This window comes from Nocardia sp. CA-128927, assembly GCF_050955855.1.
Lineage (GTDB): Bacteria > Actinomycetota > Actinomycetes > Mycobacteriales > Mycobacteriaceae > Nocardia.
This window is the reverse complement of sequence record NZ_CP192087.1, coordinates 9,264,995-9,287,863: the sequence shown is the minus strand read 5'-3', so window position 1 is coordinate 9,287,863 and position 22,869 is coordinate 9,264,995. Positions and strand designations below refer to the sequence as shown.

Here is a 22,869-nt window from a genome sequence, read left to right as displayed (position 1 = left end):
AACACCCGGCTTGAGCTCAGGAGTTGTGATGCCGACCCATCGTCCACCGCTTGCGGGACTTGCGGCGGTCGCCGGTGCCGATGCCGCGATGCGGACCGTCGCCGAGCTGGTCGGCAAGTCTTCGGTCGAGCTGGTCGGTCCGTCCGGGGTGCGGGCGTTCGTGGCCGCGACGATCGAGGCGAAACGGCCGCTGGTCGTGGTCACCGCGACCGGGCGCGACGCGGACGATCTGACGGTCGAACTGGAAGAGATGCTCGGCCCGGCGGTCGCGCAGTTCCCGTCCTGGGAAACCCTGCCGCACGAGCGGTTGTCGCCCGGCCCCGACACCGTCGGACGCAGGCTCGAGGTGTTGCGCAGGCTCGCCCATCCCGAAGACCCGTCCTTTCCCGCGCCGCTGCGCGTGGTGGTGACCACCGTGCGCTCGCTCATGCAGCCGATGGCGGGCAGCCTCGGCGACATCGAGCCGATCGTGCTGCGCGTCGGCGCTGAACTCGACTTCGACGAACTCCTCACGCGCCTGGTCGAATTCGCCTACAGCCGGGTCGACATGGTCGGCAAGCGCGGCGAGTTCGCGGTGCGCGGCGGCATCCTCGACCTCTTCCCGCCGACCGCCGATCATCCGGTGCGCGTGGAGTTCTGGGGCGACGAGGTCACCGAACTGCGCCCCTTCGCGGTCGCCGACCAGCGCTCGCTGACCGAGGTGTCGGTCGATGTCGTTGTCGCGCCGCCCTGTCGCGAACTGCTGCTCACCGCCGACGTGCGCGAGCGCGCCGCCGAGGTCTCGGTCGACTACGCATCCGACGCCGCCCTGGTCGAGATGCTGGAGAAGCTGGCCAACGGCGTCCCGGTGGACGGCATGGAGGCGCTGCTTCCGGTGCTCAAACCCGGCGAACTGCGGCTGCTGACCGAGGTGCTGCCCGAGGGCACCCATCTGCTGCTCTGTGATCCGGAGAAGATCCGCACCCGCGCCGCCGACCTGGTGCGCACCGGCGAGGAGTTCCTGGAGGCGTCCTGGACGGCGGCCTCCTTCGGCGCCGATGCGCCGCTCGGTGCGCACGGCCTGGACCTGGCCGCTTCCGGCTATCAGGCGCTGCCCGACGTGCACGCGAGCGCGGACGAGCGCGGCCTGCCATGGTGGACGCTGAGCCCGCTCACCTCGGGCATCCCCGCCGAGGTGGTGCTGCCGGTGCTGGCCGGGCCGACCGCCCGCGGCTCCGACGAGCTCGTCGCGACCATGTTCGCGTCGCTGCGCGCACATGTGTCGACCGGCGGCCGCGCCGTGGTCGTCGTCGCCGGACACGGTACGGCGCAACGCATTCTGGAACGACTGGCCGACGCCGACGTGCCCGCCACGGCACTGGAGCCCGGTGCCGAACCGGGCAACGGTGTGGTCGGTGTGCTGTGCGGATCGCTGCACGACGGTCTGGTGTTCGATGACGCCGGGCTCGTCGTCGTCGCCGAATCCGATCTCACCGGCAACCGGATGGCCGCACCCGGTGACGGCAAGCGGCTGCCCGCCAAGCGGCGCAACCAGGTCGACCCGCTGGCGTTGAACGCCGGCGACATGGTGGTGCACGACCAGCACGGCATCGGTCGATTCGTCGAGATGATCGAGCGCACCATCGGTGGCGCGCGGCGCGAGTACCTGGTCATCGAATACGCGCCGGGCAAGCGCGGTCAGCCGGGCGACCGGTTGTTCGTGCCGATGGAGTCGCTGGATCAGCTGTCCCGCTACGTCGGCGGCGAACTGCCCAGCCTGTCCAAGCTCGGCGGGTCCGACTGGTCCAACACGAAACGCAAGGCGCGCAAGGCGGTTCGGGAGATCGCCGGTGAGCTGGTGCAGCTGTACGCCGCGCGCCAGGCGGCGCCCGGGCACGCGTTCGGACCGGACACTCCGTGGCAGCAGGAGATGGAGGACGCGTTCCCGTTCACCGAGACCGTCGACCAGATGACCGCCATCGCCGAGGTGAAGTCGGACATGGAGAAGGCCGTCCCGATGGACCGGGTGGTGTGTGGCGACGTCGGCTACGGCAAGACCGAGATCGCCGTGCGGGCCGCGTTCAAGGCGGTGCAGGACGGTAAGCAGGTCGTCGTGCTGGTGCCGACAACCCTGCTCGCGCAGCAACATCTGCAGACGTTCACCGAGCGCGTCGCCGCCTTCCCGATCAAGGTGAAGGGCCTGTCCCGGTTCACCGACCCGGCCGACGCCCGCGCCGTGATGGAGGGGATGGCCGACGGCACCGTCGACATCGTGGTCGGCACGCACCGGCTGCTGCAGACCGGCGTGCGCTGGAAGGACCTCGGGCTGGTCGTGGTCGATGAGGAGCAGCGGTTCGGCGTCGAACACAAGGAACACATCAAGGCGCTGCGCACCCACGTCGACGTACTGACCATGTCCGCCACGCCGATTCCGCGCACCCTGGAGATGAGCCTGGCCGGCATCCGCGAGATGTCGACCATCCTCACCCCGCCGGAGGAGCGGCATCCGGTGCTCACCTATGTCGGCGCCTACAACGACAAGCAGGTCACCGCCGCCATCCGGCGCGAGCTGCTGCGCGACGGTCAGGTCTTCTACGTGCACAACCGGGTGTCCTCGATCGACAAGGCCGCCAAGCGGATTCGCGATCTGGTGCCCGAGGCCAGGGTCGCCGTCGCGCACGGTCAGATGAACGAGGACGCGCTCGAATCCACCGTGGAAGGCTTCTGGGAGCGCGAGTTCGACGTGCTCGTCTGCACCACGATCATCGAGACCGGCCTGGACATCTCCAACGCGAACACCCTGCTGGTGGAACGCGCTGACGCCCTTGGCCTTTCCCAGCTGCACCAGTTGCGTGGCCGAGTGGGCCGCAGCCGGGAACGCGGCTACGCCTACTTCCTGTACCCGCCGGAGAAGCCGCTCACCGAAACCGCCTACGACCGCCTCGCCACCATCGCGCAGAACTCCGACCTCGGCGCGGGCATGGCCGTGGCGATGAAGGACCTCGAAATCCGTGGCGCCGGTAACGTGCTCGGCGCCGAGCAGTCCGGTCACGTCGCGGGCGTCGGCTTCGACCTCTACGTCCGGCTGGTCGGCGAGGCCGTCGAGGCCTACCGCGCCGCCGCCGACGGCAGGCCGATCACCACCGAGGAACCCAAGGAAATGCGCATCGACCTGCCCGTCGACGCGCACATCCCGCCCGACTACATCGGCAGCGATCGGCTGCGGCTCGAGGGTTATCGCAAACTCGCTTCCGCCCAGGACGATTCGAGCCTCGCCTCGGTCGTCGAGGAGCTCGTCGACCGCTACGGTCCGCTGCCGGTCGAGGTCGGCCGCCTGGTCTCGGTCGCGAAACTCCGGCTGCTGGCCCGCGAATACGAGGTCACCGAGATCGCGGTCACCGGAACCACACTCAAGGTCTCCCCGCTGCACCTGCCCGACTCGAAACAGATGCGCCTCAAGCGGATCTACCCGAGCGCCAGCTATCGCGCCGCCAGCGGCGTGATCTCGCTGCCGCTGCCGCGGGTCGAAGACAGCGTCGGCGCGAACCGCGTCCGCGACGTGGTGCTCCTGCAATTCGTCGCCGACCTGCTCCTCGCCCTGGACGGAAAAGCCCAGGGCGCAGTGGATCTCACCACCGCGACCGAGGTCTCGGCCGCGCGATGACTGCCGACCGCGACGAGGCCGCACTGCGCGCTGCCCGCCACGCCGCCGCCAGCCGGGCGAACGGAACCCCGTCCGATACCGCGGTGGTGGCCGCCGGTCTCACCGGCGCCGTCGAGGTCATGGACCGCCTCTGGAACTTCGGCGGCTGGGAAGTAACCCAAACCCACGATTCGCTGCGCCCCTACCTGCTCGAGGAAACCTACGAACTCCTCGACGCCATCCAGCACAACGATGCCGAAACCATCAAGGAAGAACTCGGCGACCTCCTGCTCCAGGTCCTGTTCCACTCCCGAATCGCCCAGGCCGCAGGCGAATTCACCGTCAACGACGTAGCCGCCGCCTTGGTCGCCAAACTCGTCAACCGCAGCCCCTACCTCCGCGACACCCAATTCGCCGCCGACACCACCCTCGAAGAGAAGATCGCCGCCCAGGAAACCGCCTGGGAAGAACGCAAATCCGCCGAGAAGTCCCGCCGCTCCTGCCTCGACGGCATAGCCATGGCTCAACCCGCCCTGGCCCTCGCCGAGAAGATCCGCGACCGCAGCACCAAGGCCGGCCTCCCCGACGACCTCATCCCCGACGACCTCCGCATAGTCCACCTCGGCGCCCCCGACAGCGCCGAAGAACGCCTCCGCAAAGCCACCCTCACCTTCGCCGCCACCATCCAAGCCACCGAAGACGCCGCCGAAACCGACCGCGGCGAACGCCTTCCGCTGTCAGGCGACGACTGGCGGAAGTACTGGGTTCACTGAGACGAGACGGGTGGCGTTTCCGTGACCTCGGTGAGTGTGCCGGGTTCGGCTTTGTCGACGTAGAGGACGCCGTTGAGGTGGTCGGTCTCGTGCTGCACGATGCGGGCGGGCCAGCCGGTGAACTCGGCGAGACGGGATGTTCCGCCGAGATCTATGTAGCGCAGCGTGACATCGGCGTGGCGGCGGACCATCGCGTGGTATCCGGTGACGCTCAGACAGCCCTCGGGGAAATCGGCGGTGCGGAGTGACGCGGGTGCGTACGTCGGGTTGAGGATCACCAGGAATTCCTGGGGATAGCGCTCGCGGGTGGAGGCGATCTCCTCGCCGACCGCGGCCGAGTCCTCGAGCACGGCCAGCTGCACCGGCAGGCCGATCTGCGGCGCGGCCAATCCGACGCCGGGAGCCGCGTGCATCGTTCGCCGCATCAGCTCGACGAGGGCCGACAGCACCTCGTTGTCGAGCTGACCCTCGTACTGCCGGGCGACCGAACGCAGCACGGGATCGCCGGACTGGACGATGGGAGCGACACCGTCGCCGTACCGGTCGAGCAGCTGCTCGACCGGTATCCGCAGACTCGACGCGTCGTCACCTTCGGTTGGAGTTGCCATGGCCCATCTCTTACTTGTCACAGAGCCGCGAGGGCTGATTCGGGAGATGATCGTGATGTTAGCTCGATTCGGCCGCAGTCTCGTTTTGCCGCAAGATGTCCCGTTCGCCGCGTTCCCGCTCGCGTAGCGTTTGACGGTACGGACATCAGATCGGGAGGTTTCGGATGTTGAGTGTGTTTTCTTCGCCGGGGCATTACGTGCAGGGGCGGGAGGCGACCGAGCAGCTCGGGGCGGAGATGGCGCGGCTGGGGATCGGGGGGCCGGTCACGATCGTGGCGGGGCGTAGTGCGCAGCGGTTGTTGACCGGGGCGTGGGAGCGGTCGTTGACGGACGCGAAAATCGCTTACTCCGTGCATCTTTCGAATGGGGAGTGCACCAGGGCGGAGATCGCCAGGATCACCGCGGGGGTGCAGGACAGCGGTAGTACCGCGGTGCTGGGCGCGGGTGGCGGGAAGGTGCTCGATTCGGCGCGGGTGGTCGCCGACGATCTCGGGCTGCCGATGATCAGCTGTCCGACGACCGCGTCGAGTGATGCTCCGTGCAGCGCGTTGTCCGTGATCTACACCGACGCAGGCGAAGTCGAGACTTCGCAACTGCTGCGCCGCAATCCGGCGCTGGTTCTCGTGGACACCTCCGTCATCGCCCAGGCGCCGGCCCGGCTGCTCGCCTCCGGCATGGGCGACGCGCTCGCCACCTGGTTCGAGGCGCGCACGTGCTCGGCGGCGCAGGTGCGCAATCTGCGCGGCGGCGCGTCCACCCGCAGCGCCACGGCCCTCGCCGAGCTCTGCTACAACACTTTGCTGGCCGATGGGTCGCAGGCGTTGGCCGCCGTGCGCGAGCACGCCGTCACCCCGGCGCTCGAGCGGATCGTCGAGGCCAACACCCTGCTGTCCGGTCTCGGCTTCGAATCCTCGGGACTGGCCGCCGCCCACGCCATCCACAACGGGTTGACGGCCGCGCCGCAGACGCACGCGTTTCTGCACGGCGAGAAGGTCGCCTTCGGTGTGCTCACCCAGTTGGTCTTGGAAGGCGCCCCGTCCACCGAGATCGCCACGGTCCTCGACTTCTGCCTCGAGGTCGGCCTGCCCACCACCCTCGCCGGTCTCGGCCTGGCCGACGCCGACGAATCGACGTTGTCCGCGATCGCGACCCGCGCCACCGCCCCGGCCGAGTCGATGCACAACGAGCCCTTCGTCGTCGATGTCGCGATGACGATCGACGCCATCCGTGCCGCCGACGCCATCGGCCGAGCCCGATAGCCACGAGTTGGCAGATGGCTTCGGTGCATACCGAGAGCCCATATCTGCCACGCACACTCGGCTACCCGATATGAAACCGCTAGGTCGGTTTCTTATCGGGTAACGATTCGAACGCACCGACCGCAGCGAGCGGTTCGAGCGCCCTACGGCCCGCTACGCAGCTATGAACCGCGTCACTACTGAACCCGGCCCCGGTTAACGTCGGACCACCTCCGCGGGATTTCGACATAGAAACCTCACCTTCCCGCAAGCATGTCGTCACCGTCCGTCGGGAAACCTGTCAGTAGTCCTTCGCTATTCTGGCGGTGGAATCCGAAGCCAATGGCGGGCAAACCGCCGGGGAGGACGTTCGGTCCGGTGCACATCAGCAGAGTCGCGGAGCACCCGCGACCGGATCATGTGCTGTTCCACTTCAGCGACACCCACGTGATTGCCGGCGACGGCGAGCTATACGGTGACGTCGACGCGGACCAGCGATTACGCCAGCTACTCGAGCAGGCCGCGGCCAGTCGGATCCAGCCGACCGCGATCGTGTTCACCGGCGATCTCACCGACAAGGGTGAGCCTGCGGCGTACGACAAGCTCAAGGCTCTGATCGAGCCGTTCGCAAGGAGTTTGCCGGCGCCCATCGTGTGGGTCGCGGGAAACCACGACGACCGCAGCCTGCTGCGCCGCAAGCTACTCGGCGAGCGCGCCTCGACCGCGCCGCTGGACCGGGTCCATGTGATCGACGGCCTGCGCATCATCGCCCTGGACACCTCGGTCCCCGGCCACCACTACGGCGAGATCTCCGACGAACAGCTGGATTGGCTGCGTTCGGTGCTGTCCGAACCGGCCCCGTTCGGCACAATCCTGGCCATGCACCATCCGCCCGTGCCCTGCGTGCTCGACCTGGCGGTCACCGTCGAGCTGCGCGACCAGCGCAAGCTGGCCGACGTGCTGGACGGCAGCGACGTCCGCGCCATCCTGGCCGGGCACCTGCACTTCTCCACCAACGCGACGTTCGCGGGCATCCCCGTCTCGGTCGCCTCGGCGACCTGCTACAGCCAGGATCTCGGCGTCGAGCAGGGCGGCCAGCGCGGCCGGGACGGCGCGCAGGCCTTCAACTACGTGCACATCTACCCGGACACCGTGGTGCACTCGGTGGTCCCGATCGACCGCGGCGCGACGGTCGGCACCCCGTCGACCGCGGCCGAAGCGGCCGAGACACTCGCGGCGGAGGGGATCGTCATCCCGCCCGCCGCGCGCATCCCGCATGTCATGCGGCGCCGGGCGACGACTCCGGAATCGGACGACGAGTCGGTGCGCTGAGTCGTTCCCACGGCGCCGGGTCGGGGAAGTAGCGCGACAGGAACGCCGAAACCGCAAGCACCCGATCGGCTTCGGAGATCTCGGGGAAACTTCCGTCGTTCAGGCAGAAGAAGTCGACGTTGCGTTTCCGCGCGATCCCATCCAGCAGCGAGAGCCCCTTGTGGCTCGTCGTGTCGACGTAGCGCACCTTCGCCGTCTCCTGCGGCACCGCACGTCCGGTCAGCATCGCGTAGTAGTGATACAGCGAGTTGGTGACGGAAATGTCGGTGGCGGAACGGAACCGGCTGGTCCTGGTGCGCGCGAAGTCGGCCGCGAACGCGTCCTCCATCTCCAGCAACACGCTGCGCCGCAACGGAACCGGCGTGTGTTCGAGATGGCGGGAGATGAGGTGCCCGAACCGCTCGGCCAGCAGTTCCCTGTTCACCCTGGCGGCATTCTCGAAACCACTGCGCCGCTCGTTGTTGCGGCCCGGCCCGATCCTGGTGTCCGCCTCGATGAACCGGCTGATGCCTGCCGAGGTGAAGAACATCGACGGCCGCACCGGGCGGGCGAAGAACATGTCGTCGTTGGAGTACAGGAAGTGCTCGCTGAGCCCCTCGATGTGCTGCAACTGGCTTTCCACCGCATGGGAATTGAACGTCGGCAGCCCGCTGGTGTCCGAAAAGTGGTCCACCGCACGGACAACCGTCACCCGGGGATGGTCGGCGAGCCAGCCCGGCATGGTGGAGTCGGTGGCGATGAAGATCCGCCGGATCCATGGCGCGTTCTTATCCACCGACCGCAGTGCGTATTTCAGCTCGTCGATCTGCCGGATGCGCGCGTCCGCGTCGTCACCCTCGCCGACGACCACCTGCGCGAGCATGCCCGCGCGGCGGGCCCGGAACTCCGGATCCGAACCGTCCACCCAGGAGAACACCAGGTCGATATCGAAGCTCACGTCGCTGGGCTGCGGCGCGAACATGTCCACCAGGGTCGGCCACGCCCGATCGAACAGCAGCACCTGCGTCTGCTCGACATCGGCGAGGTCGAACATGGTGCGGGTCAACGCGTTCGGGCGCGGGCACTCGACCGTGTCGCCGTGGTACTGCCACAGCTCCAGATCGACCCGATGCGCCGGGTCGCTGTCGCGTCCGATTCGGAAGACGTTGTGCTGCACCTCTTCACACGCGAAACCGGCCGCGACCGCACCGGCCGTCACCCGGCGCACCATCAGGTGATGCGACGCGTCGGCGGCGAGTACGAGCCGTTGTCCGCGATCGCGGACCAGCAGGAACGGCACCTCGGCCGCCGCGAGCTCGGAGCGCAGATAGCCCAAATCGTCGATCATCGAGGTCGATACGACGAGGTTGCCTGCCATCGGCCGGGTCACCATCTCTACACCGGGATTTACTGCCCCCATGTCCATCATCAGCTTGTCTCCACATTCGTTCGTGCTCCGTTGGGGCCAACTACCTAGGCACCGCGCCGGAGCCGAGCGGCCTCACCGCCGACGTCGTGACGTCGGCCGTGCAGTGCCGCGCCCGGCGCGGTCGCATTCAGAAGTGGGGCACGATGCCGTAGCGCAGGAACGAATTGATCACACGGTATGTAGACGACAGGTAAACCATTCGTTTTCACCTCACTCACGGCAGAACGCACAAGCGTCAAATGGGTGTGCTGGATCCGTGCGCGCGGGCGAGACTACGACCGAGCGTGCGCACGGGAGACAGCACGCTGGGCCGGACAATCATCGGCCGGCAAAGAGAAGATGTCCCAGACAACAATGGGGACTGTACGAATGATGCATCGACGGTGACATTTCGTCAATCGGGACACTCCGTCTCGCCCGTTGCCGTTCCGCTGCCCCTGGGCCCGCCCTTGTGCCGCAACATCCACGCATGGCCTGGTAATGGCCACTTCTCGGCCCGATCTGGGCGGTCCAGCAGCAGCTCAGGCCGCCAGTTGCCGTGACAGGCATCATGTCCGGGCCGACTCTTCGGTAACGAAGGGGTGGCGACGGATGGCTAGCATATTAGGATAGCCTCACCAACCTTGTATGGACCTGTGGAGAAGGGAGTGCACCGCCGTGCGCGTCGTCATTCTGTTCGGATCCGAGATGGGCACGGCCGAGGCCGTCGCGGACAGCGTCGCCGACGCGCTCTCCTCGCACGACGTGTCGGTCTACGACATGGGCGATTTCGCCGTCGACGACCTCGACGCGCAGGACTTCCACGTCATCGTCTGCTCGACCTATGGCGACGGCGACCTGCCGACCACCGCGGAGCCGTTCTTCGACGAACTCACCGCGGCCGCACCCGATCTGACCGGTCTGCGTTTCGCCGTGTTCGGCCTCGGCGACACCATCTACGGCGACACCTTCAACCGCGGCGGCGAGATCGCGGCCGAGAAGCTCATCGAGTGCGGCGCCAGTCAGGTCGGCGAGCACGCGCGGCACGACGCGTCGACCGAAATCCGCGCGAAAGACATGGCTCGCGACTGGGCGGCGACGTTGCCCATCCCCGCGCTCGCCTCGGCCTGATAGTCGGCTGAGAGCAGTCCGGACATAGGGTGCAGCGCCAGCGGACAAGCGGCCCAGCACTTTAGACTGCTATCAAGCGCGGCACAGCCCGTCGCGCTCGACGATCCATGAGGTGACGAAGATGGTAGCCGGAGCGAGCCACGTGCAACGTCAAGACCACTCGACAGATCACGACGATCATCCCGAGCTGGACGTGCTACCGGAATGGCCCCAGGAAACGATCGCGGTGCTGGTTACCACCGACCCGGGGCCGCACGCGATCCCGGTGTCCTGGCCGGTGCGCGCCGCTGACCGGCGCATCCTGCTCAGCCTGAAGTTCGATCGCGGGTCGCTGGCCCGCCTGCGCGAACGTCCGCAGGTGGCGCTGCTGATCCTCGGCGGCGGCAATGTCGCGCTGTGCGCGCGGGGCACCGCGCGGGTCATCGCCGAGGAAATGCCCGGCGCCGCCGACTATGTTGCGGTACGGATCGATGTCGAGGCGATCGACGACCACCGGCAGTCGGCCTTCGCGGTGGCCAACGGCATCCAGCGCACCGTGCTCGATCCGACCGAACTACACGCGCTGGAGGGGCGCGTGAGCACCCTGCGATCCTGGGTCGACAACCAAATCTGAACCGGCACAACAGTTCCGGAACGCACGATGATAATCGGGAATGACGGCGGCGCGAACGGGCCGCACGGAAGGAATTCATGAGCGTCACATTGGCCAAAGGCGGGAATGTTTCGCTGTCTAAGCAGGCAGCCAACCTGACCAAGGTCGCGGTAGGACTCGGCTGGGACGTGCGCACCACCACGGGCGCCGACTACGACCTGGACGCCAGCGCGCTGGCCACCGGGCCGGACCAGAAGGTGCTGTCGGATCAGCACTTCATCTTCTACAACAACCTGCGTTCACCGGAGGGCTCGATCGAGCACACCGGCGACAATCTGACCGGCGAGGGCGAAGGCGACGACGAGGTGATCAACGTCGACCTGAGTGCCACCCCGCCGACCATCACCAACATCTTCTTCCCGGTGTCCATTCACGACGCCGACGCACGCAGCCAGTCGTTCGGACAGATCCGCAACGCGTTCATCCGGGTCACCGACGCGTCGACCGGCATCGAACTCGCCCGCTACGACCTGACCGAGGATGCCTCCACCGAAACCGCCATGGTGTTCGGCGAGCTGTACCGGCACGGCAACGAGTGGAAGTTCCGCGCCATCGGCCAGGGCTATGCCTCCGGGCTCGCGGGTATCGCCCGCGACTACGGCGTGCATATCTGACCGATCGCGCTCAGAACTCGGCGATCGCGGCGCGGTTCTTCCGGATCCTGTCGGCCTTGGCAGACCTGCGGAAGAACCGCCCGACGATCGCCGCCGATCAGCTTGGGCTGCTGAGGCTTTCCGGCGTCTCCGCCACCACCTGCGGCCGGTCCCGTTCCCTGCTGTCGAGCAGGGCGAAGTACCGGCGCAGCATCAGTCCTGCCGTGGTGGCCAGGCCCGCGGTCAGACCCCACCAGACGCCTGCCGCACCGAGGCCGACCGGGAAGGCCAGCAGCAGGGCGACGGGCAGGCCGACGCACCAGTAGCCGATGACCGACAGCCGGAAGCCCGCGTTGGTCTCCTTCAATCCGCGCAGCAGTCCGGTGCCGATGTTCTGCGCGGCGTCGAAGAACTGCAGCACGATGCCGATCAACAACAGCGTGTGCGCGATCTGAATGGTGCTGGTATCGCTCGAGTTCAAGAACGGACGCAGCACCAGATCGGGCGCGAGCACATAGACCACGCCGGTGATCGCGGCCACGACCGCGACATGACGCAGCGCCAGCCAGGCCAGTGCCCGGGCGTGCTGGTACTCGTCGCGCGTGACGGCATGGCTGACCAGGATCGACGCACCGTGTGACAGGCCGATGGCGACCTGGAACACGATGTAGATGATCTGGTAGACGATGTTGTGCGCGGCCAGCGCCGCCGGACCGATGCTGCCCATGACGAGGGCGAGCACCGAGAACATGCCCGCCTCGGAGCCATAGGTGAGCGCGATCGGCCCGCCGAGCCGCAGTTCGGCGAGGACGGTGGAGCGCCGCACCGGCCACGGCCACAGCGGCAACGTCGCGCCGAGCCGGGGGTCGCGGCGCACCATCGCCCAGAATACGCCGAAGGTGATCAGGAAGACCAGCGAGGTGGCCACGCCGATGCCGGTGAGGCCGAGTTCGGGCAGTCCGGCGCGGCCGTGGATGAAGCCGAGCGCCAGCACCAGATTCAGTACCACCGAGCCGAGCGTGACCAGCAGCAGCGCCTGCGGGCGTTGCATGCCGACGGTGTATTGCCGCAGCACCTGGAACCACAGGCACGGCAACAGACCCGGCGCCAGCGCGACCATCAGCGGACGTGCGTCGGCCAGCACCCCGGCGTCCTGCCCGAGCCATTGCAGCGCCCAACCGAGTCCGATGAGCAGTGCGCCACCGACGATTCCGGCGAGCGTGGCGATCAGGAAGCTCGACCGCAGTACATCCTTGATCTCGTCATCGGGGGATTCGCCACGCTTGCCCGCCGAGCTGACCGCGGTGGCAATCTGATTGCCGCTGGCGGTGATCAGCCCGACGCACATGGTGCGAATCTGGTTGAACAGCGCGATCGCCAGCCCACCCGCGGCCACCTGCTGCACGCCGAGCGTGCCCATCAGCACGATGTTGGTGGTGGACACCGCGATCTGCGCCAACTGCGTCATCGCGATCGGGGTGGCGAGCGCGGTCAGCCGACGACTGTCGGCACGGTAGCCCGACAGGTTCACCTGGCTACCTCCGCCCGCCCGGCGCCGCGCACGTTTCCGCGGCCCGCGCACGAAACTGCCCGCAATTCCGTGCGCGGCGGGCCGATTCGTGCGCTGCGCCGATCAGCAGCTGTCGGCGCGGTGATCCAGGCGCCGCGCACGTTTTGTTCTGTTGCGCACGAAACCGCTGGCGATTCCGTGCGCGGGGGGCGATTCCGTGCGCGGCGCTGTGATCCGTGGGTGTGCGGGCACTTCATCGCGCCGCCGCGAGAGCGATGGGGTGGCGGGCAGCGGGGGCGTAGCGGTGCAGCATCGTTCGTACCTCGGCTTCGGCGTCGGGGTCGAGCAGGTCGCGTTCGGCCATCCAGGCGTCGTCGAAGACCGTGTCCAGGTACTTCTCCCCGCCGTCGCAGACGAGGGTGACGATCGTCGAGCCGGCCGGGAATTCGTCGAGACGGGTAAGCGCGGCATGCACCGAGCCGCCCGCCGAGCCGCCGATCATCAGGCCCAGCTCGGCGGCGACCGCGCGGGCGGTGGCGAAGGCGTCGACGTCGGTCACCTTGACGCCCTCGTCCAGCAGCGAGTAGTCCACCGCGGTGCCGATGGTGGCGCCGGGCGGGGTGCCGGTGCCGGACTGCCAGTACGGGCCGCCCTCGCCGCCGAACGCGATCGAGCCGACCGGCTCCACGCCGATCACCCGGGCCGGGCAACCGAGTTGGCGCAGCCGGGTCGCGGTGCCGAACAGCGAACCGCCGGTGCCGACCGAGGAGAGCAGGATATCGACCCGCTCCACGTCCTCCAGCAATTCTTCGGCGACCGCGTAGTAGCCGACCGCGTTGGCGTCGTTGTTGTGCTGCTCGGTGAAGTACGCGTCCGGCCGCGCGGCCGCCATCGCCTCGGCCAGGTCTTCCCGGGCCGAGGTGGCGAGGTTGTCGTCGCCGACGTCGGCGACGAACACCAGTTCCGCTCCCATTGCTCGCATAGCGCGCAGCTTGTCCTTACATGCGTGATGATCGACCACTGCGGTAAAGCGATACCCACGTTCGGCAGCTACTACCGCGAGACCGAGTCCGGTGTTCCCGGATGTCGACTCGATGATATGCCCGCCACTTCTCAGCAAACCACGACGCTCCGCATCGAGGACCATCTCGCGGGCCATCCGGATCTTGGCCGCGCCGGTCGGGTTGAACTGCTCGAGCTTGAGCAGTAACCGGGTGCCGGTCGAGGTCGCCGCCAGTTCGAACAGCGGCGTGCGGCCGATCAGGTCCGTCACGCGCGTGACGAGCGGCATGGAGTATCTCCTCGTTCAGGTGGGTGGGGTGTCAGCCGTCGAGCGTCCAGCGGAACCGATCGTCCGATGCGTCGTGCAGCACGACTTTCGGCGGTATCGGCAGGTCATGGAAGGCGGATTCGTTCGAATCCATTTGGTATCCGGCGGTATTGGGGTAGATCAGCAGGTCGCCGACCGCTGCGGCGCGCGGCAGGGGGATGCGGCGCCAGCTGAGCATGTCGGAATCGAGGCAGGTGGCGGCGCCGACGCTGGTCGGCGTGACGGTGCCCGGCCGCGTGGGCCACAGCAGTGGGTCGGGCAGGTACTCGCTGTCGAACCACTGTTCGGACAGGCTCAAGCTGGTGCCGTCAACGGTGAGCAGGCAGTACGGCGCACCGTCGGCCTGCCGGATCTTGCTGCCCTGGACCCGGAAGACGGTGAATCCGGCGTGTGCGAGCAGCGCCCGCCCCGGCTCGATCGCCAGCCGGATGGTGTTGTCGCGCAGCCGCTGTGCGAGTCCGTCGTGTTCGAGGATCGCGGCGAGCATGGTCGGGCCGGGTGCCGGGAAGTGATAGGGGTAGTACGACTCGAACGACTTGCCGGAGTGGAACCACCGCCGGTCGACGTGTTCGGTGAACTCCGCCCAGGCGGCGGCGGGCACGTAGTCGACGCCGAATCCGCCACCGATCGACAGCGTCGTGGCGGGATGGCCCAGTGTCCGCGCGTGCAGGCAGCGGGCGATCAGCTCGCGGGCCAGCTCGGCGCGCGCCACGGCGTCGTAGCCGGACAGGTGAAAGCTGAAGCCTTCCAGGCGGATTGATTCGTTGCCGCCGATTGTGGTCAACGCGTGGTCGATCTCGGCCTCGGTCATGCCGAAGCGGCTTGCCGACCCGGCGGGCAGCACTCGGAGCAGCACCCGGGCCGAGATGCCCAGTGCGGCAAGACGTTCGAGTTCACCGAGATCGTCGACGGCGATCAGTGCACCGTGCCGGGTGGCCAGCCACACCAGCTCGTCGGACTTCGCGGGCCCCGTCACCATCAGCTCGTTACCGCGCACACCCTGTGCGAGTGCCGCCGTGAGCTCGCCGGTACTGGAAACATCCACGCCCGCACCGTTTTCCGCGCAGGCACGCGCAACGGCGGCGGACTTGTTTGCCTTCTTGCCGTAGTAGATGACGCCATCGATCCCCGCCTGCTCGAACACCGCGTGGAACCCATGGATGTTGCGGCCTACCAGCGACGGATACATGACGTGGAACGGTCCGCCCACCGCAAAGCCGATGTCACCCAGGAGATTCGGATCACCGAGCGCGCGGCGTTCCCACTCGTCCAGGTGTGCCGGGACCGGGGCGGCGCTGATCGCACCGCGCGTCACCCCGATCCCGCCGACGTCTAATCCCACAGGGGCACCTCCGTGCCACGGCCTTCCGCGATGGCTCGCTCGGCGAGGGCGTGCGCGACGGCGATATCGGTCAGCACCAGCCCGCTGTTGTAGACGAAGATGCGCTCGTCGTCCGAGCGTCGCGCGACCGCGCACCGACTCAGGATCTGCGGCAACTCGGCGTCCACCGCGCGCAGCCGACCGTCCGGCCCGACCATGTCGGTACCGGTCAACGCCATCTGCTCGGCGCTGGTGGCGACCACCCGGTCGGCATTGACCAGGGTCGAGGGGGCCAGGCCGTAGCCGACCAGCACCACCGTCGAACCCGGTGCGAGATCACCGGATTCGAGCGCCACCTCGGTGCCGGGACCGGCGGTGGCCAGCACCACGTCGGCGGTGGCCGCGGCGGCCCGCGGGTCCTCGACCGTTTCGAGCAGCGCGTGCGGATAGTACTCGGCCAGGTGCCGGTGCACCGCGTCCAGCCCTTCGGGATGGGTGCCGTAGAGCATCAGCTTGCGCAGCTGCGGATTCGCGGCGAGCAAGTGCGGCAACGCGTTTCGGCCCTGGGTGCCGGTGCCGATCAGCAGCACGCTCTCCGCGCCGCGGCGGATGGTCTCGCGCACCAGCAGCGCCGACACCGCCGGGGTGCGCAGCGCGCCGACCCTGGAGCAGTCCATCATCGCGATCGGCGCGCCGGTGCTGTCGTCGTACAGCGTGATGGTCGTGTAGTAGCGCTTGGTGCTGCGATCGTGTCCGGGGTCGAACTTGTACGACGTCTTCATCGCGACCACCCGGCGGCGACCGTCGCGGCCGAGCATCGCGTAGGACACCGACCAGCCGTCCGGATTGGCCACGCTCAGTTTGCGTGGGTTGTCCGAATCGCCCGCGGCGAACGCCAGATACGCATCTTCGACCGCGCGCACCACATCGCCGGGCGTGATCGGCACGCCCGCCAGGTCGCTACGGCTCAGCACCCGTAAGTGGGTGCTGCGGTCACGGATGTTCAAAGGATCCTCGATCATGTGCTGCTTCCCGCTCTATCGCCACCGGATGGTTCTCCCGGTGTCCGTCCGTACGGGCTGGGTCGCAGCCGCCGGACACGAACGCGGAATTCACTGCTGCTCGGAACGGGGCGACGATCCGTTGCCCATATCCATTCTCGTCGGCCTCTTCGGCCCGCCGCGGTCGATCAGGCAGGCGCACGTTCACCCGCTTCAACCAGCGGTCGGTGCCGTCGTAACGCGCCGTGAACGGTACTCGACCGTGCACCGCGACGTCATTGTCTACCAGCAACACCTCGCCGGGCGCGAGGGCGGCCGTCACACAGACGTGCTCCAGTTCGGCGGTCAGCCTGGCGTAGGCGGCGCGGAATTCGGCGTCGGCGTCGTCGAGCGGGGTGTATGCCGGGTCGTAGCGCAGCGTCGTCTCATCCGGTCCGGCCGAGCTCCACAGCGTCGGCAGCGGCGCGGCCGAATACCGTTCGTGCCCACTGCCGTACGAGACGTCGGGCAGGATCGGCAGGGTCGGCGTGCTCAGCAGTCGCCGCTGGTCGGCGGTGAGCTCGACCCGCCGGACCGACGACACCGTGGTGCCGACCATGTCCGGATTGCGCAGGCAGCCGAGCATCAGCAGATTGGCGCGCTCGGGGTGGAAGGCGTCCTCGGAGTGCGGGCTGAGCAGGGTCTTGCTGCTCGCGCCGGACTGCTCGTCCTCGTGGCCGGGCGACGGCAGGATGTTGTTGACCAGCCGTCCGCCCTGCTGGCCCTGCCAGCCGAAGGGCTCACCGGCCGAACGCGCCAGCAACAGCATGACCAGGTCGAGCTCGAACGAGTGCGCGCGCCGGGCGGCGGTGCCGCTCCACTGGGCGGCTTCTCGCCAGCTCGGCGGGGTGGGGCCGAATTCGTCGTCGGTGAGCGGGAGCCGGCTCACGATGGTGGCGCCTGCCGCGGTGGCGGGCGGGCGCATGGTGCGGCGGACGTCAGCGGGTAATTCGGCGAACCTGGCGTCGATCTGTGCGATCACGGCCGGGTCGGTCAGCGTGGCGGCGGTCGCGGCCTTGTCGTGCAGCGTCGTATCCAGTGTGGTAGATATCTCTCGCGCGAGCTGACGCACCGCACGCCCGGCGGCGGCGGGGAGCTCACGACGTTCGATATCCTGCGGGTGAAGCGTCTTACGTTCGGAGAGAACGCCTTTCACCGAGGGGGTCCCTTCTTCGCATCGTTCGAAAAGAGCAGGAGTGACGTCGATCTGCGAAGCTATCCGGTCTGGCCGGGTAAAGCAAGGCTTACCTTAGCGAGTTTAGGAAAAATAGCGGAAGTGCATAACTATAGTGAAGTTCGGCTTAATCGGGGTGGCATGACGCGCGACTGATTAGGCTAGCCTGTCCTGATCGCATTGTTGGTTAGCGTCAGCACGATCGCGACCGCGCGAGGGTGCTTGTCCAGGAAGAAGGCAGCGGAATGGGTTTGAATCGGCGGCAGCTCCTGCGGTCGGGTCTCGGCGTCGGAGCGGTGCTCGTTCTCGCCGCCTGCTCGAAGGACACCGACTCGGCCGGGCCCGCGCAGCGCGGCGGCACGCTGCGGGTCGGCGCGCTGGGCATCGCGGCGCGCAGTGAACGCGATCCGCACGCCAACCTGAGCAACGACAGCGACTTCCTGATCACCTCGCTGGTGTACGACGCACTCACCGTCCCCGGCGGCGACCCGAATGTCGCACCGCGCTTGGCAACTCGGTGGGAGTCGGACCAGGAACGCCGCCGCTGGACCTTCACCCTCGCCGACGGCGCGACCTTCCACGACGGCAGCCCGGTCACCTCCGACGACGTGGTGTGGTCGCTGCGCAGACTGCGTACCGTCGGCGGCGCGTCGAAAATGCCGGTGGCCGTTGAGGACATCACCGCCGACGGCCCGAACCGGGTGGTGCTCACCGTGCCCGAGCCGAACACTCAACTGCCGCTGCTGGTGCGGCTGATGACGTTCACTGTGAAAAAGGACACCACTGACTTCATCAAAGCCATTGGCACCGGGCCGTTTCGGTTGGAGTCGTACCAGGGCGGCAATGCCAGGCTGGTGCGCAACGAGCGGTGGCACGGCACGCCGCCGCTGCTGGACGCCATCGAGGTCACCATGTTCGAGAGCGTGACCGCGCTGGGTAATGCCGTGCTGGGCGGGCAGATCGACCTTGCCTCCAACGTCGGCGCGATCGCCGGGCGGACGGCCGAGGGGCGCGGCGACCTGCGGGTGGTGCGGCGCGCCGACGACATCATGCTCGGCGTCGCGATGCGCGCCTCGGACGGGCCGTTCGCAGACACCAAGGTGCGCGCCGCGCTCAGGCTCGGTGTCGATCGAAACGCATTGGTGAACCAGGTGCATTCGGGCTACGGCAAGGTCGCCAACGACATTCTGGGCACCGCCGATCCGATGTACGACAAGACTATCGCGCAGCGCACCCGGGATATCGGCCGCGCGAAAACGCTGCTGCGCGAAGCCGGTTTCGATACGGGGCGCTCCTACCCGCTGGTGACCAAGGCGGAGGCACCCGGTGAGGTCGAATCGGCCAAGGTCATCGCGACTCAGCTGGCCGAGATCGGCGTCCGCCTCGACGTGGTCACCCAGGAGTCGAACGCGTTCTACGACCAGACCTGGTTGAAGGCGCCCCTCTACACCGTCTCCTGGGGCACCAACGATTCCGCGTTGTTCTACGCGAAGAACCTGATGTCCAGCGGTTCCAACCGCAACGAAACCGACTTCAAAGACGCGGCATTCGATACAGCCACCTCGAAAGCCTTGGCGGCACAGAATGATTCGGACTACGCGCAGGCCAGCCGCGAGGTGCAGCAGATCGAGCACGAGCGCGGCGGCTACCTGGTGTGGGGCATGGCCGACGGCATCGACATCGCGTCCGCCAAGGTGCACGACCTGCCGACACTCGGCGGCTTCGCCAGGGTGCAGCTGGAACGAGCCTGGTTGGCCGGGTGATCCCGTTCGCGCGCCTGCTCGTCCGGCGCATCGCTTTGCTGATCGCCTTGCTGGCAACGGTCTTCGTCGTTGTAGACCTACTGCCAGGCAATACGGCGCGGGCGGTGCTCGGACGGGACGCGACGCCGGACCGGATCGTAGCGAAGGAGCGCGAGCTCGGCCTGGACCGGCCACTGCCGGAACGCTTCTGGGACTGGATCGCCGGGGTGCTGACCGGCGACTTCGGCCATACTGCGCGTGGGCGTTCGATCAACGAGCTGCTCGCCGACAAGTTCCCGCCAACACTCTTGCTCGGCGGGCTCGCATTGACGCTGGCCGTGGTCGCGTCGCTGCTGCTGGGAATCTGGTGGGCGGCGCGGCAGCAGGTGGCGCCGAGCGCGACGGTCATCCGGCAGGGCGCGGTCCGGCTGCTACAGCCCGCGACGACAATCGCCGCGGCGATACCGGAATTCGTGGTCGCGACCCTGTTGATCCTGGTGTTCGCGCTCGCCGCCGGATGGCTGCCCGCGGTCACTATCACCGATCGATCCGGCTTTCCGGCGAGCCCGGACATGCTGGTGTTGCCCGTGCTCGCGCTGGCGATCCCGCAGATCGGATGGAACACCCGGGTCGTGCGCGCCGCCATGGTGGACGCGGCACAGGCGCCGCACGTGGAAAGCGCCGTGCTGGACGGTATTTCCACGCGCACCGTGCTGCTCCGGCATGTGTTGCCGTTCGCGCTACCGACGATCGTGGCGAGTTTCGCGACCACCGTCGGGATGGTGCTCGGCGGATCGCTGGTGGTGGAGACCATCTTCAACTATCCGGGTCTCGGTGCCGTGCTCGCCGGTTCGGTGGCGGATCGCGATGTGTCGGTGGTCGCCTCGGTGGTCGCGCTGTCCGGTGCGGTCATCATGTGCGTGCTCGCGGTCGCCGACGGAATCCGCGCCTGGTCATTGCGGGGGCGCGGATGAATCACGCACTGCGCCAAAGCGAACAGGTGGCTGGGACGAATCGCCGACGGGTGCAACTCCTTCGGCTGCTGACAGTGCTACCCGCCGTCCTGGTGACGCTGCTCGCCGTGCTCGGCCCCGCGCTGGCACCGCACGCATCCGAGACTCCCGTCGGCATCCCGTTCGGTCATACCAGTCCCGACGCCTGGTTCGGCACCGATCGGCTGGGCCGCGATGTCCTGAGCCAATTGTTTTACGGCGGTTGGGGTCTGCTCTTGCTGGCCGCCTTGATCGCCGCGGCAGTAACTGCGCTGTCGTGTGTACTCGGCGCGATCGCCGCGCTGCGACCGCGGGTCGGCGGGTTCATCGAGCTGGCCACCGACTTCGCTATGCTGCTGCCCGCCGTGCTCGGCATCCTGCTGGTACTGACCTCCTGGCCGGACGCGGGCGCCATCGGCCTGCTCGTCGTCGCCATGCTCTTCGGCACCCCGTACTGTGCCCGGGTTTTCGCCGCGGCCGCCGCGGGTGTCGCCGCCTCCGGCTACGTCGAGGCGGCCCAGGCCAGCGGTGAGACCCTGCCGCACTTGGTTTTCCGCGAGGTGATCCCGAATCTGCGCGAGGTGATCGCCACTCAGCTCGGCCTCCGCTTCGTGGCCGCCGTCTACCTGGTCAGCACGGCATCGTTCCTGCAATTGCCGACCACCCTCGGTGCGAGCAACTGGGCGGTCATGGTGCGCGAGAACGCCTCCGGCATGCTGCTGAACCCCTGGGCGGTCCTCGCGCCGAGCCTGGCCATCGCGGTTGTCGCGGTGAGCGTCAACCTGGCCGTCACCGCTTTCGGACGAGGGGAGCGCGGATGAGCGAGCGAACGTCACGCGTGGCCGCCGCCCTCGATCACGGCTCGCCGAACGGTGCGAGCAGCCACGCGCCGGGGCTCGGTGATGGAGTCGCGGGACAGACCGCAAGCGTGCCGGTAGTGGTCGACGAGTTGTCGGTACGTGGCTCGACGGGCCAGGAGTTGTTCGGCCCCAACAGCTTTCAGATCGCCGCGGGAACGATCACCGCGCTCACCGGGCCCTCCGGTTCGGGCAAGACGACGCTGATGCGGGCGCTACTCGGGCAGCTCCCGACCGGCGCGTCCCGGTGCAGCGGCTCGGTCTCGGTCGCAGGCCACGACGTATTCGCACTCGATCCCGTTGCCCGGCAGCGGTTCCGGCGCACCCACGTCGCTTACGTAGGGCAGGACCCCGGATCTGCCCTCAATCCGCTGATGCGAGTACACGGACTGCTGCACGAGGTCGCCCGCCACGCCTCCCGTGACACCGTTATCGAGACCCTCGAACTGGTCGGCCTCTCGGCGGAACATCTGCGCCGTCGATCCGGCGAGCTCTCCGGCGGCCAACAACGCCGAGTAGCACTGGCCCGCGCCCTGATCCGCCAGACCGGCGTGCTGATCCTCGACGAACCCCTCGCCGGTCTGCACGGCGCCCTGCGCACCGACATCGCCCGCCTACTGACGGAGATCGCCGCCGAACGCTCCACCGCGATCCTGCTGTCCGGCCACGACACCACAACCGTGCACGCCATCGCGGACAACATCATCGAACTTGGTGCCGCGTGCTTCGGAGTCGATACCAACGAGCGTCCACCTTCGGCTGAGACCGTCGAACCGCCCACGCCCGACCGCATTGCGGAACACGAGCCACCGGTGCCTGGCACGGTCCCGCTCCTGCTGCATGCCAAGGGCATCAGTGCGTCGATCGACGAGCGCGAGGTCCTGGCCGCCATCGACCTCGAACTGGCACCTGCCTCGGCGCTCGCCGTGGTGGGCGTCTCCGGCGCGGGCAAGACAACGCTCGCCCGAGTAATCGCGGGCCTGCACCGCTCGGCAAGCGGAACACTCGAGCTGCACGGAACGCCGATTCCGGTCACCGGCCGTAGCCGAGCGGCCAACGGCAGCAACGGCATTCAACTGGTAACCCAGAATCCGCGATCCGCCCTCAACCCGCGCCGAACCGTCGCGCAAACCCTCGGTCGTCCACTGCGCCGCATCGGCGGTGTACCCAGACGCCAACTGGCCCAACGGGTCAGCGAACTACTCGCCTCCGTCGAGCTCGCGCCCGAGCTGGCCCGCCGCTACCCACACGAGCTGTCCGGCGGCCAACGCCAGCGAGTCGCCCTGGCCCGCGCACTCGCCGCCGAACCCGCGGTCCTCATCTGCGACGAGATCACCTCCGCGCTGGATCACAGCACCGCCGCATCGATCATGACCCTGCTGGACCGCGTTCGCACCGACCGCGCCATGGCTCTGCTGGTGATCAGCCACGACATGGCCCTGGTCGCCGCACACTGCCCGCGCCTGGTCGTTCTCGATCAGGGCCGAATCGTCGAATCCGGTGAGACGCGCGCCATACTCGCCGCCCCGGCGCACACCGCGACGCGCGAGCTGCTCGGCTGAGTTCC

At 68.0% G+C, this 22,869-nt stretch carries 18 protein-coding genes; 11 read left to right on the top strand and 7 right to left on the bottom strand.

What is annotated here, in order from left to right; translation table 11 throughout:
- Positions 1-88 precede the first annotated feature (88 nt).
- Both mfd and ACQPW1_RS43250 read left to right on the top strand, forming a co-directional pair.
- The gene (gene mfd / locus ACQPW1_RS43255) at positions 89-3,643 is read left to right on the top strand and encodes a transcription-repair coupling factor (RefSeq protein WP_433665504.1); all 3,555 of its coding nucleotides are present in this window, start codon (positions 89-91) and stop codon (positions 3,641-3,643) included.
- A 119-nt stretch (positions 3,644-3,762) separates the two neighbouring features.
- Positions 3,763-4,395 carry a MazG family protein gene (locus ACQPW1_RS43250; RefSeq protein ID WP_433665503.1) on the top strand — a complete coding sequence of 211 codons (633 nt, stop codon included), beginning with the start codon at positions 3,763-3,765 and terminating at the stop codon, positions 4,393-4,395.
- On the opposite strand, the gene ACQPW1_RS43245 is transcribed toward ACQPW1_RS43250, so the two are convergent.
- On the bottom strand, positions 4,389-5,003 hold the full coding sequence (locus ACQPW1_RS43245) for a peptide deformylase (protein ID WP_433659215.1): 615 nt from the start codon (positions 5,001-5,003) through the stop codon (positions 4,389-4,391). The genes ACQPW1_RS43250 and ACQPW1_RS43245 overlap by 7 nt on opposite strands.
- Before the next feature lie 164 nt (positions 5,004-5,167).
- Between ACQPW1_RS43245 and ACQPW1_RS43240 the strand changes: the two genes are divergently transcribed.
- Together ACQPW1_RS43240 and ACQPW1_RS43235 are read left to right on the top strand one after the other, a co-directional pair.
- Positions 5,168-6,262: a glycerol dehydrogenase gene (locus tag ACQPW1_RS43240; protein WP_433659213.1), complete on the top strand. Its 1,095-nt coding sequence runs from the start codon at positions 5,168-5,170 to the stop codon at positions 6,260-6,262.
- 357 nt (positions 6,263-6,619) lie between these two features.
- Positions 6,620-7,573: a phosphodiesterase gene (locus ACQPW1_RS43235; RefSeq protein WP_433659212.1), complete on the top strand. Its 954-nt coding sequence runs from the start codon at positions 6,620-6,622 to the stop codon at positions 7,571-7,573.
- Here ACQPW1_RS43235 and ACQPW1_RS43230 read toward each other — a convergent pair.
- Complete coding sequence (locus ACQPW1_RS43230) at positions 7,521-8,981, bottom strand: stealth family protein (protein ID WP_433659210.1); 1,461 nt, start codon at positions 8,979-8,981, stop codon at positions 7,521-7,523. The genes ACQPW1_RS43235 and ACQPW1_RS43230 overlap by 53 nt on opposite strands.
- Before the next feature lie 657 nt (positions 8,982-9,638).
- On the opposite strand from ACQPW1_RS43230, the gene ACQPW1_RS43225 reads away from it, so the two are divergent.
- The 3 genes from ACQPW1_RS43225 to ACQPW1_RS43215 all read left to right on the top strand — a co-directional run bounded on the left by ACQPW1_RS43225 (position 9,639) and on the right by ACQPW1_RS43215 (position 11,357).
- Positions 9,639-10,091 carry a flavodoxin domain-containing protein gene (locus tag ACQPW1_RS43225; RefSeq protein WP_433659208.1) on the top strand — a complete coding sequence of 151 codons (453 nt, stop codon included), beginning with the start codon at positions 9,639-9,641 and terminating at the stop codon, positions 10,089-10,091.
- A gap of 121 nt (positions 10,092-10,212) precedes the next feature.
- Complete coding sequence (locus ACQPW1_RS43220; protein WP_433665502.1) at positions 10,213-10,704, top strand: pyridoxamine 5'-phosphate oxidase family protein; 492 nt, start codon at positions 10,213-10,215, stop codon at positions 10,702-10,704.
- 77 nt (positions 10,705-10,781) lie between these two features.
- Positions 10,782-11,357 carry a TerD family protein gene (locus ACQPW1_RS43215; protein ID WP_433659206.1) on the top strand — a complete coding sequence of 192 codons (576 nt, stop codon included), beginning with the start codon at positions 10,782-10,784 and terminating at the stop codon, positions 11,355-11,357.
- A gap of 97 nt (positions 11,358-11,454) precedes the next feature.
- On the opposite strand, the gene ACQPW1_RS43210 is transcribed toward ACQPW1_RS43215, so the two are convergent.
- From ACQPW1_RS43210 to ACQPW1_RS43190, 5 genes are all read right to left on the bottom strand, one after another.
- Positions 11,455-12,867: an MATE family efflux transporter gene (locus ACQPW1_RS43210; protein ID WP_433659205.1), complete on the bottom strand. Its 1,413-nt coding sequence runs from the start codon at positions 12,865-12,867 to the stop codon at positions 11,455-11,457.
- Positions 12,868-13,099: 232 nt separating this feature from the next.
- Positions 13,100-14,137 (bottom strand): PLP-dependent cysteine synthase family protein, encoded by a 1,038-nt coding sequence (locus ACQPW1_RS43205; protein WP_433659203.1) that lies wholly within the window; start codon positions 14,135-14,137, stop codon positions 13,100-13,102.
- Between the two features lie 31 nt (positions 14,138-14,168).
- Entirely contained in the window at positions 14,169-15,518 is a 1,350-nt protein-coding gene (locus tag ACQPW1_RS43200; protein ID WP_433659201.1) for an alanine racemase, read from the bottom strand.
- The gene (locus tag ACQPW1_RS43195) at positions 15,509-16,519 is read right to left on the bottom strand and encodes an ornithine cyclodeaminase family protein (protein ID WP_433659200.1); all 1,011 of its coding nucleotides are present in this window, start codon (positions 16,517-16,519) and stop codon (positions 15,509-15,511) included. Before ACQPW1_RS43195 ends, ACQPW1_RS43200 begins: the two co-directional genes overlap by 10 nt.
- The gene (locus tag ACQPW1_RS43190; RefSeq protein ID WP_433659198.1) at positions 16,491-17,693 is read right to left on the bottom strand and encodes a TauD/TfdA family dioxygenase; all 1,203 of its coding nucleotides are present in this window, start codon (positions 17,691-17,693) and stop codon (positions 16,491-16,493) included. Before ACQPW1_RS43190 ends, ACQPW1_RS43195 begins: the two co-directional genes overlap by 29 nt.
- 263 nt (positions 17,694-17,956) lie before the next feature.
- On the opposite strand from ACQPW1_RS43190, the gene ACQPW1_RS43185 reads away from it, so the two are divergent.
- The 4 genes from ACQPW1_RS43185 to ACQPW1_RS43170 are packed head-to-tail and all read left to right on the top strand — an operon-like array spanning position 17,957 to position 22,864.
- Entirely contained in the window at positions 17,957-19,474 is a 1,518-nt protein-coding gene (locus ACQPW1_RS43185) for an ABC transporter substrate-binding protein (RefSeq protein ID WP_433659197.1), read from the top strand.
- Positions 19,471-20,427: an ABC transporter permease gene (locus ACQPW1_RS43180; protein ID WP_433659195.1), complete on the top strand. Its 957-nt coding sequence runs from the start codon at positions 19,471-19,473 to the stop codon at positions 20,425-20,427. The genes ACQPW1_RS43185 and ACQPW1_RS43180 overlap by 4 nt, the downstream gene beginning before the upstream one ends.
- Complete coding sequence (locus tag ACQPW1_RS43175) at positions 20,424-21,266, top strand: ABC transporter permease (RefSeq protein ID WP_433659193.1); 843 nt, start codon at positions 20,424-20,426, stop codon at positions 21,264-21,266. The genes ACQPW1_RS43180 and ACQPW1_RS43175 overlap by 4 nt, the downstream gene beginning before the upstream one ends.
- Complete coding sequence (locus ACQPW1_RS43170; RefSeq protein WP_433659191.1) at positions 21,263-22,864, top strand: ABC transporter ATP-binding protein; 1,602 nt, start codon at positions 21,263-21,265, stop codon at positions 22,862-22,864. The genes ACQPW1_RS43175 and ACQPW1_RS43170 overlap by 4 nt, the downstream gene beginning before the upstream one ends.
- Positions 22,865-22,869: the final 5 nt, after the last annotated feature.